This is a genomic window from Xanthomonas massiliensis (assembly GCF_900018785.1).
Taxonomy (GTDB): domain Bacteria; phylum Pseudomonadota; class Gammaproteobacteria; order Xanthomonadales; family Xanthomonadaceae; genus Xanthomonas_B; species Xanthomonas_B massiliensis.
This window is the reverse complement of the sequence record NZ_FCOY01000007.1, coordinates 766,392-787,361: the sequence shown is the minus strand read 5'-3', so window position 1 is coordinate 787,361 and position 20,970 is coordinate 766,392. Positions and strand designations below refer to the sequence as shown.

At 70.4% G+C, this 20,970-nt stretch carries 18 protein-coding genes and 2 pseudogenes; 14 read left to right on the top strand and 6 right to left on the bottom strand.

The features are described from left to right. Nucleotides 1-9: 9 nt before the first annotated feature. The 3 genes from BN3794_RS13645 to BN3794_RS13635 are packed head-to-tail and all read right to left on the bottom strand — an operon-like array spanning nt 10 to nt 1,250. Complete coding sequence (locus BN3794_RS13645) at nt 10-525, bottom strand: TadE/TadG family type IV pilus assembly protein (RefSeq protein WP_078059762.1); 516 nt, start codon at nt 523-525, stop codon at nt 10-12. Then, the gene (locus BN3794_RS13640; protein WP_066098098.1) at nt 522-1,064 is read right to left on the bottom strand and encodes an A24 family peptidase; all 543 of its coding nucleotides are present in this window, start codon (nt 1,062-1,064) and stop codon (nt 522-524) included. The genes BN3794_RS13645 and BN3794_RS13640 overlap by 4 nt, the downstream gene beginning before the upstream one ends. A 15-nt stretch (nt 1,065-1,079) precedes the next feature. After that, nucleotides 1,080-1,250 (bottom strand): Flp family type IVb pilin, encoded by a 171-nt coding sequence (locus BN3794_RS13635; RefSeq protein WP_066098096.1) that lies wholly within the window; start codon nt 1,248-1,250, stop codon nt 1,080-1,082. 621 nt (nt 1,251-1,871) lie between these two features. On the opposite strand from BN3794_RS13635, the gene BN3794_RS13630 reads away from it, so the two are divergent. Together BN3794_RS13630 and BN3794_RS17090 are read left to right on the top strand one after the other, a co-directional pair. Then, the gene (locus BN3794_RS13630; RefSeq protein WP_066098094.1) at nt 1,872-2,870 is read left to right on the top strand and encodes a helix-turn-helix domain-containing protein; all 999 of its coding nucleotides are present in this window, start codon (nt 1,872-1,874) and stop codon (nt 2,868-2,870) included. 231 nt (nt 2,871-3,101) lie between these two features. Continuing rightward, a pseudogene (locus tag BN3794_RS17090) lies at nt 3,102-3,239 on the top strand (ESPR domain-containing protein); the annotation flags it as partial. Nucleotides 3,240-3,430: 191 nt separating this feature from the next. On the opposite strand, the gene BN3794_RS17085 reads toward BN3794_RS17090, so the two are convergent. Continuing rightward, complete coding sequence (locus BN3794_RS17085; protein WP_425476735.1) at nt 3,431-3,673, bottom strand: hypothetical protein; 243 nt, start codon at nt 3,671-3,673, stop codon at nt 3,431-3,433. A gap of 19 nt (nt 3,674-3,692) precedes the next feature. Here BN3794_RS17085 and BN3794_RS13620 point away from each other — a divergent pair, with 19 nt between their 5' ends. Both BN3794_RS13620 and BN3794_RS13615 read left to right on the top strand, forming a co-directional pair. Continuing rightward, nucleotides 3,693-7,211, top strand: coding sequence for a YadA-like family protein (locus BN3794_RS13620; protein ID WP_425476728.1), 3,519 nt, complete (start codon nt 3,693-3,695; stop codon nt 7,209-7,211). Nucleotides 7,212-7,380: 169 nt separating this feature from the next. Then, nucleotides 7,381-8,154, top strand: coding sequence for an OmpA family protein (locus BN3794_RS13615; protein WP_236493263.1), 774 nt, complete (start codon nt 7,381-7,383; stop codon nt 8,152-8,154). A 141-nt stretch (nt 8,155-8,295) separates the two neighbouring features. Here BN3794_RS13615 and BN3794_RS13610 read toward each other — a convergent pair whose 3' ends face one another. Continuing rightward, nucleotides 8,296-9,504 carry a pyridoxal phosphate-dependent aminotransferase gene (locus tag BN3794_RS13610; RefSeq protein WP_066098084.1) on the bottom strand — a complete coding sequence of 403 codons (1,209 nt, stop codon included), beginning with the start codon at nt 9,502-9,504 and terminating at the stop codon, nt 8,296-8,298. A gap of 113 nt (nt 9,505-9,617) precedes the next feature. Between BN3794_RS13610 and BN3794_RS13605 the strand changes: the two are divergent. From BN3794_RS13605 to BN3794_RS13570, 9 genes and pseudogenes are all read left to right on the top strand, one after another. Beyond that, nucleotides 9,618-11,762 (top strand): annotated as a pseudogene (locus tag BN3794_RS13605) (S9 family peptidase); the annotation flags it as partial. Continuing rightward, nucleotides 11,710-12,162: a YbaN family protein gene (locus tag BN3794_RS16045; protein WP_078059825.1), complete on the top strand. Its 453-nt coding sequence runs from the start codon at nt 11,710-11,712 to the stop codon at nt 12,160-12,162. The pseudogene BN3794_RS13605 and the gene BN3794_RS16045, both read left to right, overlap by 53 nt. Before the next feature lie 40 nt (nt 12,163-12,202). Then, nucleotides 12,203-12,427 (top strand): LPS translocon maturation chaperone LptM, encoded by a 225-nt coding sequence (gene lptM / locus BN3794_RS13600; protein WP_066098082.1) that lies wholly within the window; start codon nt 12,203-12,205, stop codon nt 12,425-12,427. Next, on the top strand, nt 12,414-13,268 hold the full coding sequence (gene dapF, locus BN3794_RS13595) for a diaminopimelate epimerase (protein WP_066098080.1): 855 nt from the start codon (nt 12,414-12,416) through the stop codon (nt 13,266-13,268). Before lptM ends, dapF begins: the two co-directional genes overlap by 14 nt. Next, nucleotides 13,265-13,948, top strand: coding sequence for a DUF484 family protein (locus tag BN3794_RS13590; RefSeq protein ID WP_066098078.1), 684 nt, complete (start codon nt 13,265-13,267; stop codon nt 13,946-13,948). The genes dapF and BN3794_RS13590 overlap by 4 nt, the downstream gene beginning before the upstream one ends. Nucleotides 13,949-13,957: 9 nt before the next feature. After that, the gene (gene xerC / locus BN3794_RS13585) at nt 13,958-14,872 is read left to right on the top strand and encodes a tyrosine recombinase XerC (protein ID WP_078059760.1); all 915 of its coding nucleotides are present in this window, start codon (nt 13,958-13,960) and stop codon (nt 14,870-14,872) included. Nucleotides 14,873-15,764: 892 nt separating this feature from the next. Further along, nucleotides 15,765-16,970: an NAD-dependent formate dehydrogenase gene (locus BN3794_RS13580; protein WP_066098077.1), complete on the top strand. Its 1,206-nt coding sequence runs from the start codon at nt 15,765-15,767 to the stop codon at nt 16,968-16,970. Nucleotides 16,971-16,977: 7 nt separating this feature from the next. Next, on the top strand, nt 16,978-17,475 hold the full coding sequence (locus BN3794_RS13575) for an HPP family protein (protein WP_066098075.1): 498 nt from the start codon (nt 16,978-16,980) through the stop codon (nt 17,473-17,475). A gap of 55 nt (nt 17,476-17,530) precedes the next feature. After that, entirely contained in the window at nt 17,531-19,198 is a 1,668-nt protein-coding gene (locus tag BN3794_RS13570) for an OFA family MFS transporter (RefSeq protein ID WP_078059759.1), read from the top strand. Nucleotides 19,199-19,234: 36 nt separating this feature from the next. On the opposite strand, the gene BN3794_RS13565 is transcribed toward BN3794_RS13570, so the two are convergent. Then, nucleotides 19,235-20,191: a LysR family transcriptional regulator gene (locus tag BN3794_RS13565; protein ID WP_066098073.1), complete on the bottom strand. Its 957-nt coding sequence runs from the start codon at nt 20,189-20,191 to the stop codon at nt 19,235-19,237. Between the two features lie 198 nt (nt 20,192-20,389). Here BN3794_RS13565 and hslV point away from each other — a divergent pair, with 198 nt between their 5' ends. Then, nucleotides 20,390-20,941, top strand: a complete 552-nt coding sequence (hslV, locus tag BN3794_RS13560) for an ATP-dependent protease subunit HslV (protein ID WP_066098071.1) — start codon at nt 20,390-20,392, stop codon at nt 20,939-20,941. Nucleotides 20,942-20,970 lie beyond the last annotated feature (29 nt).

Sequence of the window (20,970 nt, the reverse complement as noted above, 5' to 3'; positions counted from 1 at the left end):
GAGGTATTGCTATCTCAAGCCCAATTGCCTGGCGGACTCGGCATCCAGCTGGGCGGTGGCGGCATCCTTCAGGGAGGCGCCCATCACCCAGCCGTAAAGCGCGGCCGTACCGGGCAGAAAGGGTTTTTCGTCGTATCGGTAGGACGTGGTGACGGTGTAGCAATAGGTGCCCGAGCCCGCTTCGCAGGCGATCGGACCGGAGACTTCGATGCCTGCCGCGTTCGAATTGCCGGCAAATCCCAGCAGCCACTGCATGGAGCGGACTGCGGCCGCGTGCGCCGACGCCTGGCGTTGCGCATCGCTGCCGTAATGCAGCGTCGCCCGCGCGCCCTCGGCCGCGGCCAGCGACAGCGATTGCTTCGCGGCGAAGATCATCGCGCCGGAGAAGGTCAGCAACAGCAGAGGGAGCAACCCCAGCATGAGCATCAGTGCGAATTCGATGGTGACGACGCCGCGCTGGCCCGCCGGTCCCCCGGTGGCACCGCGCGACGGGCTTGTCGCGCCGGTCCGGCAAGGACGGCTCATGTCCTGACTCCCGGGACAAGAATCCACACCAGTACGCCGATGCCGAGATAGGCCGCGTACGGAATTCCTTTCCGGCCCTGGCGCGCCGCCAGCATCCGTGCCCACCAGCCGTGGACCCCGGGGCGGACCTGGGTGCCGTGCAGGAACAGCTGCAGGTGCAGCGGGATCCATGCGCCGTCCCGATAGCGGGCCAGCACGACCGCCGTGGCATGCACGCCGGCCAGCAGGCTGGCGATGATCCACACCGGCAGCAGGGCCTGCCAGCCGAGCAGGAATCCGATGACGGAAAAGAACTTGACGTCGCCTGCACCCATCCAGCCCACGGCATGGAAAGGCAGCAGCGCCACCAGGCCGACCGCCAGGCCCAGCAATGCCGACCCGGGGAATCCGGCCTGGCCAAGCCGCCAGGCATCGACGTGCAGGAGAACCCCAACCGCCAGCCCGGCCAGCAGCCAGCGGTTGGAGACGCGCCTGGCATACAGGTCACTCGCAATGACCCCCATGCAGAACACGATCACTACCAGTCGATGGGTCGACATATCCACGGCCGGTCGTTATTGCTCGCTGACGGCCTGGCGCAGCTTGGTGAAGAGCTCGGTGAAGAATGCCGTCAGCTGGGGCTTGGCCGTGGCCACGAGAATGCCGGCGACGATGGCCGCCAGCAGTCCGTACTCCAGGGCCGTCACGCCGTCTTCTTCCTTCAGGAACTTGCGGATCGCATTCATCGGTCTACTCCGTGGTTGTCGGGGACTTTCCCCGGGACGATCCGGCCGGATTCTGGATCGCTCCGCCGGTTGGAATGGCCAATCCCCCCGTCGCTCCCATGCGCCAGAGGGCATTCGCGTGTATTGGAAGGATGGCCGGATCGAACATCAGGGGGAGCATGCGAGGCCGCCCTGAAACAGGCACTGGAATGCGCGGCGATGCCGCCGGACAGGTACTGCGTCCATTCCACCGTGGACTTTTCATGATTCCCCCTGAGTGCCGGGACAAGCGCTGCTTTGCCCCGACTGCGATGCATCATCGGTGTCCGGCGGTGTTGGGAGATGCACAAATTCGGCAACGTCCGGGCAAGTTCCATGTGGCGTGTGTCACGTTTTTGTTTCGGCCGAGATTGATATGTGACTCGGTTCACGATGCTGGAAACAGGCCGGGCCGTGGCAATTGCCGAAATCGTGCATGAATACGTTAATAGGCGTGCTTGAATCCCTGTGCACGATTTCGGGGGAAGGGGCGTCACCACACGGGATCGACGCTCCCTGGTCTTGGAATGATTTGCGCTTGCCGGGCTTCGCCCCGGGCGAGGGCTTGTTCGTGTCGTATCGAAGGGGGGGGACTTTCGAGCCATGTCCGAGAGCAAGGCCGGTGGCATCGCGGATGATGAATTGAGGCCGCTCGACCTGGTGACGTTGGGCGGCGTGCTGAAGGTCTGCGAAGTGGAAATGGTGCTGCTGGACAACGCCGGGCCACGCGCGGCGATCACGTCCCGGGTCCACGACGGTGTCCTGTTGTGCACGGCGGAGACCGGTTTCCGGTTCCGGGGCCGATTCATGCTGCCGCTGGACTGGTGTCTGCTGGGCTTCGTCCACCAGACGGGCGATGCCGGCAGCTGGTGCCATGGCACGCCCCTGGAATGCGGCGCGGTGGTGACGGTGCTGCCGGACGGCATCAGCGAATTCGCGCTGAGCGCCGGCACCCGCGTTACCTTCATGCTGGTGCCGCTGAAGCGCTTCGATCAGAAATTCTCCGAACTCAACCTGGGACGGGTGACGCCTCCCGGCAACAGCGCGTCGCTGTTCAGGGCGGGAGAATGGCAGGAGGCGCGCGAGCTGCAGCAGCTGTGCGAGCACGTGCGGCAGCGATTGGTTTCCTCCGCCGACATGAGCGGCGTGCAGGAGACGAGCATCGGCGAGGCCTATTTGCACAAGCATCTGCAGGCGATGCTTTCCGCTTCCGGCAGCGACCGTCCCACCTGCTCGCGAGGACGACATACCCACTACCTCATCCTGCAGCGCGCCGAGAACTTCATGCGTTCCAACCTGCGGCGCAATATCTACATGCACGAGATCTGCAATGCCGCCGGCGTCAGCGAACGCGCGCTGCGCTACGCCTTCGACAACCTGCTGGGGATATCGCCGAACCGCTACCTGTCGATGCTCAGGCTGTGCTCGGCATGCCGAAGCCTGTCCATGACCGATGCCAGCCGGCGCTCGGTGAAGTCGATCGCCTTGAGCTACGGCCTGTGGGATCTGTCGCGTTTCGCGGACAACTACCGCCGCATCTTCGGGGAGTTGCCCAGGGAGACGCTGTTGCGTGCCCCCTCCAACGGCATCGAGGCCGGTTGAACACGCGGCCGGCCGGTTCCGATCCGCGATTGGGCATGGATTCCTCCGCGACCGCGGGATGCGAGGCGTTTCGCCTATGCGGTTGCCGAAATTACATATCGATTTGCCGTAAAGATCCGTCGGCGTGCCGTAACGGAGCAATGATGCGCCGCCGCCTCCCCTGTAATGAACGTGACACGGCTGCCATGACGGCGGAACCGTTCACCGACATCTCTTACTGGGGGAGACATCATGAATCGCGTATATCGACTCGTATGGAACACGACGCTCAATGCGCTGGTCGTCGCATCCGAACTGGCCCGCTCCGACAGGCCGGCCGGGGCGGCCATGATGCACGGCGGCACCGCCCTTTCCCGCCCGGCACGTCTGGCGGCAGCCTGCTCCGTGCTGGTACTGGCCATGCAGTCAGGCCATGCGCTGGCGGCGGACAACAGGTTGTCGGACCTGGCATCGCTGATCGACAAGTATGCGGAGCCATCGGCCACTGCCGCTCCCGCATCCATCACGCCTGCAGCGGCCGTCGCCCCGGCATCGGTACAGGCGGCGGGCGGCAGTGCGCGTTACGCGGCATCGGCCATGCCATCGGTCGTGCAGCCGGGCGGGGCCGCGAGGGGGATCGGTGCAGCCACCTCGTCGCCGGTCGTGACGACGGGTAGCAACGCAAGCGCGAGGCTCGCCACCGTCATCGCCTCGAATGCGCTCGCCAAGGCGGGCACCGGCGCGGCGGCGGCATCGGCGGGGCTGCCCGCGGTCGTGTCCGGCGTGGTCGGTACCGTCGTCCGGCCCGCCGTCGGGATCACCACGGCGACGGTCGACGGTGTCGTGTCGAAGACCGTGGGAGGGCTGACGACCGCGCTGGCCGGTTCCGGTTCGCAGCTGGCCACGATCGGCAACGCCACCGTGGCCCTGGTGGACACCGCCACCGACACGCTCGACAACGCCGTGACGACGCTGGCCACCGGCACGCCTCCGGCGATGAAGACCAACGAGCTGCGGGAAGACCTGGTGAACCTGGTCGGGGAAACGGCTACCGGTGCCGAACACCTGGTGACCAACGTCCTGGACGAGACCCACCTGGACGAGGCGGTCGAGGGGGTCGGGCAAGGCGCCTCCGCCGTGGTGGGCAACGGCGGCCAGCTGCTGGCCGGCGCGGTCGGGGGCATCACCGGTTCCGACGCGCTCGCCGGGACCGTCGGGAAAGCCACGGGCGCGCTGGCCGACGGCCTGACCGGCATCGTGGGCAACGTGGTCAACACCGACGTCAACGGGCTGGTCGGCGCGATCGGCGGCACCGTGGACACGGTGGCGGGCCAGGCCGTCGGCGGCGTGGCCACCACCGTGGGCGGCCTGGTCGGCTCCAGTTCGGGCCTGGCCGGCGTCGGCGACACGGTGAGCAACATCGTCGATACGATCACGGACGGCCTGGGCAACGTGGTCGGCAGCCTGACCGGGCAGCCGGCAAGCACCACTTCCAGTACCCCGAAAGGCCTCACGCGCGCGGCCAAGGGCACGATCGTCAGCAACGGCGGGATCATCGGCTCGGTCGAGCAGCTGGTCGATCCGCTGCTGGAAAGCGTGCTCGGCGGCGATGGCTGGCTGACCGATGGCAGCATGGCGGTCAACAGCGCCAACATCCAGAAGGCCTATTCCACCGTCAACGTGCTCGGCCTGCCGGTGGCGAACCTGAGCCCGGTAGGCCAGGCGATCGATGCGCTCGGTGGTGCGGCCACGGGCGGAAATTCGCATTTGACGCTGATCGGAGGCGTCACCTCCGACAGCTACATCACCAACGTCAACTCCGGCAATCCAGGGGGGCTGCTGGGCCTGTTGCTGCCCGACGGCTCGCCGGCCTACGCCACGAATTGCCTCAACGTGCTCGGGCTGGTCACCGCCGATTGCTGGGCCGTGAACGCCGCCCAGGACTACCAGACCCTGATCGGCGAAGGCGCGAGCGCGAACGGATCCAAGGAAGTGGTGATCGGGTCCAATGCGAGCCACACCCTGGCCAGCGTGGATGCCCGCGATCTGTTCACGGGCGGCTACGTGGACGGCGACTACGACGCGCGCCTGGGCCATTCCGTGGTCGTCGGCGACAGCGCCTCGGGCACCGCCAACGGCCAGACCATCCTCGGTGCGGAGGCGATCTCCGACCAGGCCAACAGCGTGGCGCTGGGCTATAAGTCCAACGCCGATCGCGGCGCGCTGGCCGGCTACGCCGCATACGGGCTGGCGGCGGCGCAGACGTCGTCGGGCGAAGTGTCCATCGGCCAGGCCGGCGCGGAGCGGCAGATCACCCACCTGGCCGCCGGCAGCGAGGACACGGATGCCGTCAACGTGGGCCAGCTCAAGGGCGCGATCTCGCAGATCGACGCGGTATCCGGCGTGGCGGTCAAGTACGACCTCGATGCGAACGGCGATCCGGACTACGGGCGGGCGACCCTGGAAGGTGCCTCCGGCACCGTGATCGGCAACGTGGCCGCCGGCGTGGCCGCCGACGAAGCGGTGAACGTGGTCCAGCTCAGGCCGGTGGTGGAATCGCTGGGCGGCGGCGCCACGATGGACCCGGCCACCGGCGCGGTGACCGGCCCGGCCTATGTGCTCGACGACGGCAACGGCGGCACGGCCAGCTATTCCACCGTCGGCGGGGCCCTGGAGAACCTGGACGGCCGCGTGGGCAGCAACACCACCAACATCGAGAACATCATCAACGGTACCGCCGGCCTGGTGCGCCAGGATCCGGGCTCGCTGGTGGTCACGGTGGCGGGCCAGAGCGGCGGCACGGTGGTGGACTTCGGCAACGTGGACGGCGAGGGGCGACGCCTGACCGGCGTCGCCGACGCCGAGGACGACGACGATGCGGTCAATCTGGCGCAGCTCAAGGCGGTGGCCGGCGACGTGACGCTGCTGGGCTCGCGTGCGGTGCAGTACGACGTCGATGCCGACGGCAACGTCCTGAACCACGTCACGTTGAGCGGCGACGGCAGCGGCGCGGCGGTCGGCATTTCCAACGTGGCCGCCGGCACGGTCGCGGCGGGCAGCACCGATGCGGTCAACGGCGCGCAGCTGTACGACACCAACGGCAAGATCGCCGAATACCTGGGCGGCGGGGCCGGCTACGACGGTGCCGCCGGCACCTGGACGGGGCCGACCTACACGATCACCCAGGTCGGGGCCGACGGAAGCACCAGCAGCGGCAGCTATGGCAGCGTCGGCGATGCCTTCGGTGCCGTGAACAGTTCGCTGGTCAACATCAACACCCAGATCGACCAGCTCCAGGCGGCGGCCGCGGACAGCAAGTACCTGTCGGTCGAATCGAGCAAGGCCGGGGCCGAAGCGACCGGAAGCGACAGCCTGGCCATCGGGCCCGAGGCCAAGGCCGAAGGCGCCGGCAGCGTGGCGGTGGGCAGCGGCGCCCACAGCAGTGCCGACGCCGGTGTGGCGCTCGGCGAGGGCGCGACCGTGGACCAGGCCAACAGCGTGGCGCTGGGAGCCGGCTCGAGCACCAGTGTCGGCGCGCAGACCGGCTACGACGGTGCGTACGTGGAGGGCACCAGCAACTCGGCCGGCGAGGTCTCGGTGGGCAGCGATGGTGCCGAGCGCAAGGTGACCCACGTCGCCGACGGTTCCGATCGCTACGACGCGGTCAACGTCGGCCAGCTGCAGGGCGGGGTCGATTACGCGATCACCCAGGCCAACGCCTATACCGACCAGCAGATCCAGAACATCAACGGCAGTGCCGGCATGTTCCAGGCCAACGACAGCGACGGAAAGGGCCGGCCCACGGCGAGCGGCGACAACTCCGTGGCCGGTGGTGCCGGCGCCGTGGCCTCGGGCAACGACAGCACGGCGCTGGGCAACGGTGCGCTGGCCAGCGCCGACAATTCGGTGGCCGTCGGTGCCGGATCGGTCGCGGACCGCGCAAATTCGGTATCGGTCGGCAGCGAGGGCAACTATCGCCAGGTCACCAATATCGCGGCGGGCACGGCCGACAACGATGCGGTGAACGTGCAGCAGATGAACCAGGGGCTGGCCGGCCTGCAGGACTGGTCCAAGAACTATACCGACCAGCGATTCAGCCAGATCAACCGCGACATCAACCGGGTCGACAACCGTGCCATGGCCGGCGTGGCGTCGGCCATGGCGGTGGCGGGCCTGCCGCAGGCCTACCTGCCCGGGCACAGCATGGCGTCGGCCGCGGTGGGCGGCTACAACGGCGAAGCCGGCATGGCGGTCGGCATTTCGGGCGTATCCGAAGGCGGCCGCTGGATCTACAAGCTCAGCGGCACCACCAACACCCGCGGCGACGGCGGCGTTTCCGTCGGCCTCGGAATCCAGTGGTGAGTCCGCTCCGGGCGGTGAGCCGGACGGACCCGTCCGGCCACTGGCCACCTCCAGGCGCCTCCATGCCGTTCCCGCCCTCGTGTCCGAAGCTGGTCCAATCCAGGAGATGAATCCAATGCAGACAAATAGCGCTCGCCGGTACCCCGGGCCAGCCGGAATGGTGGTCGGGATGCTGGTGCTCATGCTTGCCGGATGCGCTTCGTCCGGCAAGGTATCGGGCGATACCGCGGCCGGCTTCCCGCCGGCCGGGAAAGCCCGTCCGGCCGGCGGGACCTTCGTGGATGCCGGCGACCTGCGGCGCTTCGCCGTCGGGATGAACAAGGCGCAGGTCCAGGCCTTGCTCGGCACCCCCCATTTCAACGAAGGCATGTGGGGCGTGCACGAATGGAACTACCTGTTCAACTTCCGCACGCAGGTGGGCAGCCCCGAATACCAGCAATGCCAGTTCCAGGTGGTGTTTGACCGCGACGGCATCGCCAAGGCGTCCCGCTGGAAGCCGGATGCCTGCGCCCAGTGGGTCGAACCGCGGCCCGAGGTGGTCGCGGTGCCGGCGGCGTTGCCGAAGGAACCGATCCGGTTGTCGTCGGACGCCCTGTTCGACTTCGACAGTGCACGGCTCACCCCGGCCGGCCGCGGCAATCTCGACCGGCTGCAGCAGACGATCCGCTCCGCCAGCCAGGTCCAGTCCATCCGCGTGGCCGGCTATGCCGATCGCATCGGTGCCGACGCCTACAACCTCGAGCTTTCGCGGCAGCGTGCGCAGGCGGTCGTGGACTACCTGGTCCAGGGCGGTGTCCCGGTGGCGGCGATCCGGGCCGAGGGGCGCGGCGAGGCCGATCCCCTGGTCGAATGTCCGGAGGCCAAGCGCGCGGACGTGATCGCATGCCTGGCCCCGAACCGCAGGGTGGAGATCAGCGGCGAGGCGATCGTGCCCCGGCGTTGACCAGGGGCGGCACCGGGGCCGGACGAAGTCGAGCCGGCTCCTGGCCGATGGCCCGGGCGTGGCTGTGTCCGCCCGGGTTCCTGGCGCCTGGACGCCTCCCCGCGGGTCGTTCACAGGACCGGCCTGCGTACCGCCTGCACCTCAGCGTGGCAGCGTGTTCAACCCGCGCTCGATGCGGCGCACGGCTTCCTGCAGGCGTTTCAGGCTGTTGGCGTAGGCGAAGCGCACGTGGCGCCGGCTGCGGTAGTCGCCGAAGTCGATGCCCGGGGTGAAGGCGACGTGCTCGGTCTCGAGGAAGTGCGCGCAGAAGGCCTGTGCGTCCTCGCTGAAGCGACCGATGTCGGCGTACAGGTAGAACGCGCCCTGCGGCTGCACCGGGATATCGAAGCCGAGCCCGCGCAGGGCCGGCAGCAGCCAGTCGCGGCGTTCGGCGAAGGCGTGGCGGCGCTGCTCGAGGATCTCGATCGTGGCCGGCTCGAAGCAGGCCAGCGCGGCGTACTGGGCCACGGTGGACGGGGCGATGTACAGGTTCTGCGCCAGCCGCTCCAGCGCCGGCACCGCGTCGACCGGGGCCACCAGCCAGCCCAGGCGCCAGCCGGTCATGCCGAAATACTTGGAAAAGCTGTTCAGCACGAAGGCGTCGTCGTCCACTTCCAGCACGCTCGGCGCGTCCATGCCGTAGGTCAGGCCGTGGTAGATCTCGTCCACCACCAGCCGGCCGCCGCGCGCCTTCACCGCCGCCGACAGCGCCGCCAGTTCCGCGCGCGAGAGGACGGTACCGGTGGGGTTGGCCGGCGAGGCGGCCAAGGCGCCGACGGTGTCGGCGTCCCAGTGCGCGGCCACGTGCGCCGGGGTGAGCTGGTAGGCGCTCTCCGGGCCGGACGGCACCAGCCGCGCGGCCCCGCCCATCACCTTCAGGAACTGGCGGTTGCACGGATAGCACGGGTCGGCCATCAGCCAGTGCTTGCCGGGGTCGACCAGCAAGGCGCTGGCCAGCAGCAGCGCGCCCGAACCGCCGGGAGTGACCAGGATGCGTTCGGGGGCGATGTCCAGCCCGTAGCGGCTGCGGTAGAAGCCCGACAGCGCCGCGCGCAGCTCCGGCAGGCCGCGCGCGCCGGTGTAGCGGGTGCGGCCGGCGGCGAGCGCGGCGCGGCCGGCCTCGACGATCGGCGCGGCGGTGGTGAAGTCCGGTTCGCCGACCTCCATGTGGATGACGTCGAAGCCGGCGCGCTCCAGCTCGGCCGCGCGCGCGCTCAGCTCCATCACCCGGAACGGGGCGATCTCCCGGCCGCGTTGGCTGTAGGGAACGAGCGGGACGGGCGGAACGGCGTAGGAGGCGCGGGTATCCATGCGCGAATGATAGGCCGATCCCCCGCCGCCCGGCTTGCCTGCGGCACCGTCGCCGCCGAGACTGCCGCATCGGGCCCGGATGCCCTTGACCCGCCGATGCAGGAACCCCATCGATGAATCCCCTTCTCCTTCTTGCGATGTCCACGCTGATGACCGTTTCCGCCACGTCCCTTGCCGCCACCGCCGCCACGCCGCCCGAGCCGGCGAAGAAGCCCCACGCGGTGAAGGCCCCGTTCGGCGCGACCCGCGAGGATCCGTACTACTGGCTGCGCGACGACGCGCGCAAGGCGCCGGCGATGCTGGCCCATCTGCAGGCCGAGAACGCCTACGCCGACCAGGTGCTGGCTCCGCTCAAGCCGCTGCAGGACACGCTCTACGGGGAGATCGTCGGCCGCATCAAGCAGGACGACGCCTCGGTGCCCTACCGCGAGCGCGGCTGGTGGTACTACACCCGTTTCGAGGCCGGCAAGGACTACCCGGTCCAGGCGCGGCGCAAGGACGGCCCCGGCGTGGACGCGCTGTCGATCCAGCAGGCCAACGCGGCCGGCGACTTCGCCGCCGAGCAGGTGCTGCTGGACGTGAACGTCCTGGCCGCGGGCAAGGACTACTTCAACGTCGGCGATGCCGACGTCAGCCGCGACAACCGCATCCTGGCCTGGGCCGAGGACGACGTCGGCCGGCGCCAGTACACGGTGCGCTTCAAGGACCTGGAGACCGGCGAGGTCTACGCCGACGCGATCACCGGGGTGTCGCCCGACCTGGTCTGGGCCGACGACAACCGCACGTTGTTCTACGTCGAGAACGACCCGGAGACGCTGCTCACCGTGCGGGTGAAGAAGCACGTGCTCGGAACCCCGGCGGCGGACGACGTGCTCGTGTACGAGGAGGACGACGACAGCTTCTACATGGGCATCGGCCGCACCCGCGACGACAAGTACATCACCATCGGCGTGGACAGCACCGTGTCCTCGGAACTGCGCTACGCCCCGGCGGCCGACCCGCGGCAGTTCACCGTGCTGGCGCCGCGTGCGCGCGACGTGGAGTACGACGCCGACCATTTCGACGGGCGCTGGGTGATCCGCACCAATGCCGGCGGCGCGCGGAACTTCAAGCTCGTCACCGCGCCCAGCGACGCCACCTCGCGCAGCCAGTGGCGCGACTGGGTGGCGCACGATCCGGCGGTGTACATCGAGGGTTTCGAGCTGTTCGACGGCTTCACCGCGATCGAGGAGCGTTCGGAGGGCCTGGAGCGCATCCGGCTTCTGCCCGGAAGTCCGCAGGTGGACGCGCCGGCGCGCGCGGAGGAACCGCGTTACGTCCAGGCCGACGAGCCGGCCTATTCGATGGGCCTGGCGGTCAATGCCGAGCCCGACACGCCGTGGCTGCGCTACGGCTACACCTCGCTGACGACCCCGGCCACCACCTACGAGCTGAACGTGGCCACCGGCGAGCGGCGCCAGCTCAAGCAGCAGCCGGTGATCGGCTACGACCCCTCCCGCTACGTCACCGAGCGCCTGTGGGTGACCGCGCGCGACGGTACCCGGGTGCCGGTGTCGCTGGCGTACCGCAAGGGCTACCGCAAGGACGGCAGCGGGGCGCTGTTCCAGTACGCCTACGGCAGCTACGGCATTTCCTCCGATCCGGCGTTCAACCTGCCGGCGGTGAGCCTGCTCGACCGCGGCGTGGTCTACGCCATCGCCCACATCCGCGGCGGCCAGGAGATGGGCCGGGCCTGGTACGAGGACGGCAAGCTGCTGCACAAGAAGAACACCTTCAACGATTTCGTCGACGTGACCGAGGCGCTGGTGGCGCAGGGCTGGGCGGCGCCTGGGCGGGTGGCGGCCATGGGCGGCAGCGCCGGCGGCCTGCTGATGGGCGCGGTGGCCAACCAGGCGCCGCAGGACTACCGGGTGATCGTGGCCCAGGTGCCGTTCGTGGACGTGGTCACCACCATGCTCGACCCCACCATCCCGCTGACCACCAACGAATACGACGAGTGGGGCAATCCCGAGCAGCGCCAGTACTACGACTACATGCTGTCCTACTCGCCCTACGACAATGTCAGGCGCCAGGCCTACCCGGCGATGTACGTCGGCACCGGCCTGTGGGACTCGCAGGTGCAGTACTGGGAGCCGGCCAAGTGGGTGGCGCGGCTGCGCGAGCAGGACACCGCGCGCGCGCCGATCGTGTTCCGGATCAACATGGATGCCGGCCACGGCGGCAAGTCGTGCCGATCCCGCCACGGGCGCGCCGCCGCCGGCCCCGCCGGTGCCCGCCGCGACGCGCCCGGTGCGCCTGCGCTGGGCCTGGTGGCTGCTGGCGTGGGCGAGCCTGGTCACCGGCATCGTCGGCATCTTCGTGCCGGGCCTGCCGACCACGGTATTCGTGCTGATCGCGGCCTGGGCCGCCGCCCGCGGCTCGCCGCGGCTGCGCCGGCGGCTGCTGACCCACCCGCGCTTCGGCCCGGCGATCGCCGACTGGGAGGCGCACGGCGCGGTCAGTCGCCGCGGCAAGTGGATGGCCTCGCTGGCGATGGCCGCGTGCGCGGTGGTGGTGCTGGTGTTCGTGGCCAGGCCCTGGGTGTGGGCGGTATCGATCGGGCCGATGGCGCTCGTCTCGGCCTGGCTGTGGCTGCGTCCTGAACCGCCGCGGCGGTGAGTCGGGGCGGGCCATGCGGGCGAGTGGCTATACTCGGCGCATGAGCACGACGTTCCGTTTCCCGCTTCGTCCCCTGCTGTTGGCCGCGGTACTGCCGGTGCTGGCCGGCTGCGGCAACAAGGGCCCGCTGGTGATGCCGCAGAAGCCGGTGCCGGTGCAGACCACCGCGCCCGCGCCGACCCAGACCCCTGAGCAGGCGCTGCAGCCGGAGGACGCCCAGCCGCCGGCCGACAAGGGCGACCGTAGCGACGATGACGACCAGTAACGGCGGCGCCCGCCTGCACTTCAGCAAGATGCAGGGGGCCGGCAACGATTTCGTGGTGCTGGACCTGCGCGACGGCGGCGCACCGCCCGATCCCGCGCTCGCCGCGCGCCTGGCCGACCGCCACTACGGCGTGGGCTGCGACCAGATCCTGACCATCGAGCCGGCGCGCGATGCCGGCGCGGTGGCCGCCTACCGCATCTGGAACGCCGACGGCAGCGAGGCCGGCCAGTGCGGCAACGGCGCGCGCTGCGTGGCGGCCTGGCTGGTCCGCGCCGGGGCTGCCGATGCGGCGCATTTCGCCATCGACAGTCCCGCCGGGCGGCACGCGGTGGAGGACCTGGGCGATGGCCGCTTCGCCATCGCCATGGGCGTGCCGCGCTTCGAGCCCGAGGCGGTGCCGCTGCTCGGCTTCGCCCACCCGCGCGAGGAGTACTTCCTGCCGCTGCAGGGCGAGAGCGTGCGCTTCGGCGCGGTGTCGATGGGCAATCCGCACGCGGTGATCGAGGTCGGCCGCGCCGATGCCGCGCCGGTGGACCGCGTCGGCCCGCTGATGCAGCAGAACCCGGCCTTCCCGGAATCGGTCAACGTCGGCTTCGCCGAGGTGGTCGATGCCGGCCACGTGCGCCTGCGCGTGTACGAGCGCGGTGCCGGCGAGACCCTGGCCTGCGGCAGCGGTGCCTGCGCCGCGGTGGCGGTGCTGGTGCGCCGCGGCCGGGTCGGCCGCGACGTGCGCGTCGACCTGCCCGGCGGCGAGCTGCAGATCCGCTGGCCGGCCGACGATGCCGAACTGGTGATGGCCGGCCCGGCCGCGTTCGTCTTCGAAGGAGAGTGGCACCCATGAGCGAATTCCAGGAACGCGCCGCCGAGCCGGGCGGGCACGAGGTGGCCGCCTGGCTGCGCCGCCATCCGACCTTCCTGCGCCAGTTTCCCGACCTGGCGCTGACCCTGGTGGTGCCGCGCGAGGACGGGCCCACCGCCTCGCTGGCCAGTTACCAGCTGGAGGTGCTGCGCGACAAGAACCGCGAGCTGCAGCGCCGCTTGGCCGAGCTGGCCGCCAACGCCCAGGTCAACGAGCGCCTGGCCGTGCGCACCCACCAGCTGACCCTGGCGCTGATGCGCCAGGCCAACGTCGCCGACACCGTGCGTGCGATGGTGGCCTCGCTGGAGGAGGATTTCGACGGCGACATCGTGCGCCTGGTGCTGTTCGCCGATCCCGGCCTGCAGGCGCCCTGGTTGCAGGTGATCGCCGAGGACGACGCGCGCCTGACCCCGTTCCGCGACTGCCTGCGCGAGGACGAGCCGCTGTGCGGGCGCCTGCACGCCGACAAGAACGCGCTGCTGTACGGCGAGGACGCCCTCGACGTGCAGTCCACCGCGCTGGTGCCGCTGCCCGGCACCGGCCTGCTGGCGGTGGGCAGCCGCGATCCCAACCGCTTCTATCCCGGCATGGGCACGCTGTTCCTGCGCATGATGGGCGAATCGCTCCAGGTGGGCCTGCAGCGCTTCGCCGCGGCCGGCTGAGGCCGCGCCGTGGACGCGACCGGGCAGGCGCAGACGCCGGCGGCCATCGCCGCGTTCCTGGCGCACCTGCAGGTCGAGCGGCGGATGTCGCCCAACACCCTGGACGCCTACCGCCGCGACCTGGAGGCACTGGCCGGATGGGCCGGGCGCCAGGCGCCGGGTACGGCGCCCGAAGCGCTGGACACGGCGCAGCTGCGCGCCTTCGTCGCCGACGAGCATCGCCGCGGCCTGTCGCCCAAGAGCCTGCAGCGCCGCCTGTCGGCGTGCCGCAGCTTCTACGCCTGGCTGCTCCGGAACGGGCGCCTGGCCGCCTCGCCGGCGGCGTCGCTGCGCGCCCCCAAGGCGCCGCGCAAGCTGCCGCAGGTGCTCGATGCCGACGAGGCGGTGCAACTGGTCGCATTGCCCACCGAGGCGCCGCTGGGCCTGCGCGACCGCGCGCTGCTGGAATTGTTCTATTCCTCCGGGCTGCGCCTGAGCGAGCTGTGCGGCCTGCACTGGCGCGACCTGGACCTGCAGGCCGGCCTGGTCACGGTGCTGGGCAAGGGCAACAAGCAGCGCGTGGTGCCGGTGGGCACGCATGCCCGCGCGGCACTGGCGGCCTGGCAGGGCGAAAGCGGCGGCAATGGCGCCGATCCGGTGTTCCCGGGCCGCGGCGGCGGCCCGATCTCCGCGCGCGCGGTACAGGTGCGGGTGAAGCAGCTGGCCCTGCGCCAGGGGCTGTACAAGCCCGTGCACCCGCACATGCTGCGCCACAGCTTCGCCAGCCACATCCTGGAATCGTCCGGCGACCTGCGCGGCGTGCAGGAACTGCTCGGCCACGCCGACATCTCCACCACCCAGATCTACACGCACCTGGATTTCCAGCGCCTGGCCCAGGTCTACGACGCCGCGCATCCGCGCGCGCGGCGCAAGAAGGACGGCTGAGGCGCGACACGGCGCACTGCGCGGTCGCACAGCGGCGCGCGGCCACGGCGAGGGCGGCTCCGGTTGCCGCGCCCTCCGCCGGTGCCTGCCCATCGCCGCCTTTTCGCTGGGCTCGATCCGCATGCCTTTCGCTTTCCTGTTCGGGGCGCCGTGATGACACCGCACGGCACGCGTGCCGTATCCCGCGCGGCCGCTGCCGTCGCGCGGGCGTTCCACGCCCGACCCGCCGGAAGGAAGGGTGTGCGTGGACAAGGCATTCGATGGCGCCGTCTATGCAGGCCGGCGGTATCGCTCGTTGCCGTCGCGCTCCATGCCCCTTGCCGGCATATCCGTCCCGTCGCGTGGCCGGGCCGATCTGTGTGCATTGCGGTGCAGTCGCCGCACGGCGGGTGTACGGATGCGGGACTGCGTGGCGTGGCCACGTGGCCGATCTCGCGGCGTGCCTGCGACGACACCGGGGTGGTCGCCGCCGCCGAGGTCTGCCCGGGAAGCGGTGGGTTTTGGCTGCAGGCCTGCCTCCACGACCGGCACGTGGCCCATGTGCACCTGCACAGCGCGCGCCGGTACTGCCGTGTCCCTGACCCGACCGCTGACCGCCGACCGAGTCGCCACGGCGCGTGGTCCTGCTACCCCGGCAGGCATCGTGCATCGCCGCAAAAAACACCCGGTCCGCTGCCCGCGAGCGGCTGCTGCGGCGGGCCCGAACGGCACGCAGGCCTTGCGGAACAAGGCCCGGCGCCGCTCGATTCAGCGGATGTATCGAGGGATCAGGACTAGTGATTGGCATTCGCCCGCAGGCCACTCCAAGCATGGCCGCCGCCGACATGTTCGGTCCGATCCATGCTCCCGCGGCGCACGCGCCCGGGTACCGCCATCCAACCGGAGAACCTCCATGGCCAAAGTCCTCTGCGTGCTCTACGACGATCCGATCGACGGTTATCCCACCCATTACCCGCGCGACGGCCTGCCCAAGCTGGAGCGCTACCCCGACGGCCAGACCCTGCCGACCCCGCACGCCATCGACTTCACCCCGGGCCAGCTGCTGGGCAGCGTCTCAGGCGGGCTGGGCCTGCGCCACTACCTGGAGTCCAACGGCCACCAGTTCGTGGTCACGTCCAGCAAGGACGGCCCGGGCAACATCTTCGACCGCGAACTGCCCGATGCCGACATCGTGATCTCGCAGCCGTTCTGGCCGGCCTACATGACCGCCGAGCGCTTCGATCGCGCGAAGAAGCTGAAGATGGTGGTCACCGCCGGCATCGGCTCGGACCACACCGACCTGCAGGCGGCGATGGACCACGACGTCACCGTGGCCGAGGTCACCTACTGCAACAGCAACAGCGTGGCCGAGCACGTGGTGATGACCATGCTGGCGCTGGTGCGCAACTACCTGCCCTCGCACGAGTGGGCGGCCAAGGGCGGCTGGAACATCGCCGACTGCGTGGAGCGCTCCTACGACATCGAGGGCATGCACGTGGGCACGGTGGCGGCCGGGCGCATCGGCCTGCGCGTGCTGCGCCTGCTCAAGCCGTTCGACGTGCACCTGCACTACCTGGACCGCCACCGGCTGCCGGCGCAGGTGGAGCAGGAGCTGGGCCTGACCCACCACGAGAACCTGGAGAGCCTGGCGCGCGCCTGCGACGTGGTGACGCTGAACTGCCCGCTGCACCCGGAAACCGAGCACATGATCAACGCCGACACGCTGAAGTTCTTCAAGCGCGGCGCCTACCTGGTCAACACCGCACGCGGCAAGCTGTGCGACCGCGATGCCATCGTCGAGGCCATGCGCAGCGGCCAGCTCGCCGGCTACGGCGGCGACGTGTGGTTCCCGCAGCCGCCGCCGGTGGATCACCCGTGGCGCACGATGCCGTTCAACGGCATGACCCCGCACATCTCCGGCACCTCGCTGTCGGCGCAGGCGCGCTACGCCGCCGGCACCCGCGAGATCCTGGAGTGCTTCTTCGAGGACCGGCCGATCCGCGAGGAGTACCTGATCGTGCAGGGCGGCCACCTGGCCGGTGTCGGTGCGCATTCCTACAGCGCCGGCAATGCCACCGGCGGCTCGGAGGAAGCGGCCCGGTTCTCGCAGAAGAAGTGACCCGGCCATGTCCGCATCGTCCCGCCCCGTGCGCGCGGCCACCGCGCGCCCCCGTCCCGCCGCCATCGCGCTGGCGGGACTGGGCGCGGCACTGGCGCTGTCGCTGGTCGGCGCGCTGGCGGCCTGGACCGGCCAGCCCTGGCTGCTCGGTTCCTTCGGTGCCACCTGCGCGTTGCTGTTCGCGTTTCCCGACGGACCGTTCTCGCAGCCGCGCAATGTCATCGGCGGGCACTGCCTGGCCAGCCTGGTCGGCCTGATCGGGCTGCACCTGCTCGGCCCGGGCTGGGCGGCGCTGGGCATCACCGCCGCCTGTGCGCTGATGCTGATGCTGGCCACCGGCACCATGCACCCGCCGGCCGGCAGCAACCCGGTGATCGTGTTCATGGCCCAGCCGGGCTGGGAGTTCCTGTGGCTGCCCACGCTGGCCGGGGCGTGCCTGCTGATGCTGCTGGGCCGCCTGTACGGCTACGGCCGGCACTGGCTGGCGCGGCGCGGATCCGGCTGAGGCGCACCTGCCGGTCGTTTGCAATCGGTGTACCACCTCTTGGGAGGAAACCAACGTGCAGAGCTCGATCCAAGACGTCGCGGCGCCGGTCGCGCCGCTGCTGTCCCGCCAGCGCACCGTCGCCGCGCCGGGGTTCAATCGCTGGCTGGTGTCGCCGGCGGCGCTGGCGATCCACCTGTGCATCGGCATGGCCTACGGCTTCTCGGTGTTCTGGCTGCCGCTGTCGCAGGCGGTGGGGATCACCGAACCGGTGCCATGCACGCCGGGCGGCTTCCTGCAGGAGCTGTTCGCCCGCGGCTGCGACTGGAAGGTATCCACGCTGGGCTGGATCTTCACGCTGTTCTTCGTGCTGCTGGGCACCTCGGCGGCGATCTGGGGGCACTGGCTGGAGCACGCCGGCCCGCGCAAGGCCGGCGTGGTCAGCGCATTGTGCTGGGGCGGCGGCATGCTGATCTCGGCACTGGGCATCCACCTGCACCAGTTCTGGCTGATGCTGCTGGGCTCGGGCGTGATCGGCGGCATCGGCCTGGGGCTGGGCTACATCTCCCCGGTGAGTACCCTGATCAAGTGGTTCCCCGACCGCCGCGGCATGGCCACCGGCATGGCGATCATGGGCTTCGGCGGCGGCGCCATGATCGGCTCGCCGCTGGCCAACGCCCTGATGGCGCACTTCGCCAACGCGCACGACGTCGGGGTGGCGCCGACGTTCGTGGTGATGGGACTGGTGTACATGGCGTTCATGCTCGGCGGCGCGTTCGGCTACCGGGTGCCGGCGCCGGGCTGGACGCCGCCGGGATGGAGCCCGCCGCCGGCCGATGCCGCGGCCAACGCGATGATCGCCCGCGGCCACGTGCACGTGCGGCGCATCTGGGGCATTCCGCAGTTCTGGCTGGTGTGGATGGTGCTGTGCATGAACGTGTCGGCCGGCATCGGCGTGCTCGGCATCGCCAGCCCGATGCTGCAGGAGGTGTTCGGCGGCGAGCTGATCGGCGTGCACAAGCCGTTCGGCGCGCTCGACGGCGAGCAGCTCAAGGCCCTGGCCGCGGCCGCGGCCGGCTTCACCGCGCTGCTGAGCCTGTTCAACATCGGCGGTCGCTTCGCCTGGGCCTCGATCTCCGACCGCATCGGCCGCAAGCTGACCTATGCGCTGTTCTTCGTGATCGGTGCGCTGCTGTACGCCAGCATCCCGTCCATCGCCGGGGCCGGCAACAAGCTGCTGTTCGTGGCCGCGTTCTGCGTGATCGTCAGCATGTACGGCGGCGGCTTCGCCACCGTGCCGGCATACCTGGCCGACCTGTTCGGCACCCAGATGGTCGGCGCCATCCACGGCCGCCTGCTGACGGCGTGGGCCACCGCCGGCATCGTCGGCCCGGTGGTGATCAACTACATGCGCGACTACCAGCTGTCGCTGGGCACGCCGCGCGACCAGGTCTACAACCAGACCATGTACATCCTGGTCGGCTTCCTGCTGGTGGGACTGGTGTGCAACCTGCTGGTGCGGCCGGTCGATCGCCGCCATTTCATGGGCGAGGAGGAACTGGCGCGCGAGGACAAACCGCTGCGCGTGGCCGCGGCCACGGTCGCGCAGCAGGCGCCGGCTGCCGCGGCGGCGGCGACTTCCGGCGGCCAGCGCCTGGCGCTGCTGCTGGCCTGGCTGGCGGTGGGCCTGCCCATCGCCTGGGGCGTGTACCGCACCCTGCAGAGCGTGGCCGGCTTCCTCTGAGCGCGGACCGGCCGGCGCATCCCGGCGCCGGCCGCCTCAGGTGCGGCCGAAGTCCACCAGCGGGCAGGCGGCGCTGCCGGCTTCCTCGCCGAGCAGGGTATCGACGTGGTACTGCAGGTCGACGCCGGCGAAGCAGTCCAGCGCGGCCTGCAGCACCCGCCCGCGCGGCTGCCGCGCCGCCATCACCAGGCCGATCGTGCGGTGCAGCTCGGGCACGATCGGGATCATCGCCAGCGGCATCGCCAGGATCGGCAGGCACAGCACGCTGTGCGGCAGCACGCTGTACAGGCCGGCGCCGTGCACGTGCGCGCACAGCGAGGTCATCGAATCGCTCTCCAGCCGCGGCACCACCTCGCGCCCGGCGCGCGCGAACGCCGCGTCGATGCCGCGCCGGCACTGCATGTCGGTGCCGAACAGGCACAGCGGCAGGTCGGCGACCTCCGACCAGCTGACGCAGCGCGCGCCGTCGAAGGCGGCGGTGCTGGCGGCGGCGAGCACGTAGCGTTCGCTGAACACCGGCAGGGTGTCGAAATCGCCCAGGCGCTCGTCGTCCAGGTAGGTCAGGCCGACGTCGATGTCGAAGCGCTGCAGCCGGTGCAGGATCTCGCTGGCGGCGATGGTGCGGATCTCGTGGCGGATGCGCGGGTGGCGGTGCAGGCACGCCTGGGTCAGCCGCGGTGCGATCGGCACCGAGGCGGGGATGATACCCAGGCGCAGCACGCCGCTGGGGCTGTCGCGTGGCGAGCGCGCCTCCTGGCGCAGGCCCTCGCAGTCCTTGAGCACGCGGCGCGCCCAGGCCAGCACCCGCTCGCCGTCCTCGGTGAAGCCCTCGAAGCGATGGTTGCGGTTGACGATGGCGATGCCGAGTTCGGCCTCGATGCCGCGGATCGCATTGGACAGCGCCGGTTGCGAGACGTGGCAGGCCTCGGCGGCGCGGCCGAAGTGCTTCTCGCGCGAAAGGGCGACCAGGTAGCTGAGTTGCCTGATGAACATGCGCGGCTCCCGTGCGGGGTGAGGGCCGCTGCCGCCGTCGCGGGGCGACGCTGGCAGGACCCGGGCGTGGGGCACCTGGCCGATTGTAGGGACGCCGGCGCCGATGTCTTGGCGCGACGCACCACGCGGGGGCCGCGAGCGCGGGCTTGAATCGCCCGCGCGCGGTCCCCAGATCGGCAGCACCACACGGAGCAGCGCATGGACCCCAGCCAGAATCCCAACGTCTTCCACGCCACCACCATCATCTGCGTGCGCCGCGGCGAGCACGTCGCGATCGCCGGCGACGGCCAGGTCACCCTCGGCAACACGGTGATGAAGGGCAATGCGCGCAAGGTGCGCCGCCTGGGCAAGGACGGCCAGGTGCTGGCCGGCTTCGCCGGCGCCGCCGCCGACGCCTTCACCCTGTTCGAGCTGTTCGAGGCGAAGCTTGAAAAGCACGGCCAGTTGACCCGCGCCGCGGTCGAGCTGGCCAAGGACTGGCGCACCGAGCGCCGCCTGGGCAAGCTCGAGGCGCTGCTGGCGGTGGCCGACAAGGAGACCTCGCTGGTGATCAGCGGCACCGGCGATGTGATCGAGCCGGAGGACGGCATCATCGCCATCGGCTCCGGCGGCTCCTACGCGCTGTCGGCCGCGCGCGCGCTGATCGCGCATACCCAGCTCGATGCCCGCACCATCGCCAGCGAGGCGATCGGCATCGCCGGCGACATCTGCATCTACACCAACCGCAACGTGGTGGTCGAGGAGCTGTGAGCTTCCGCGCCGGCCATGCGCGCGTGCGC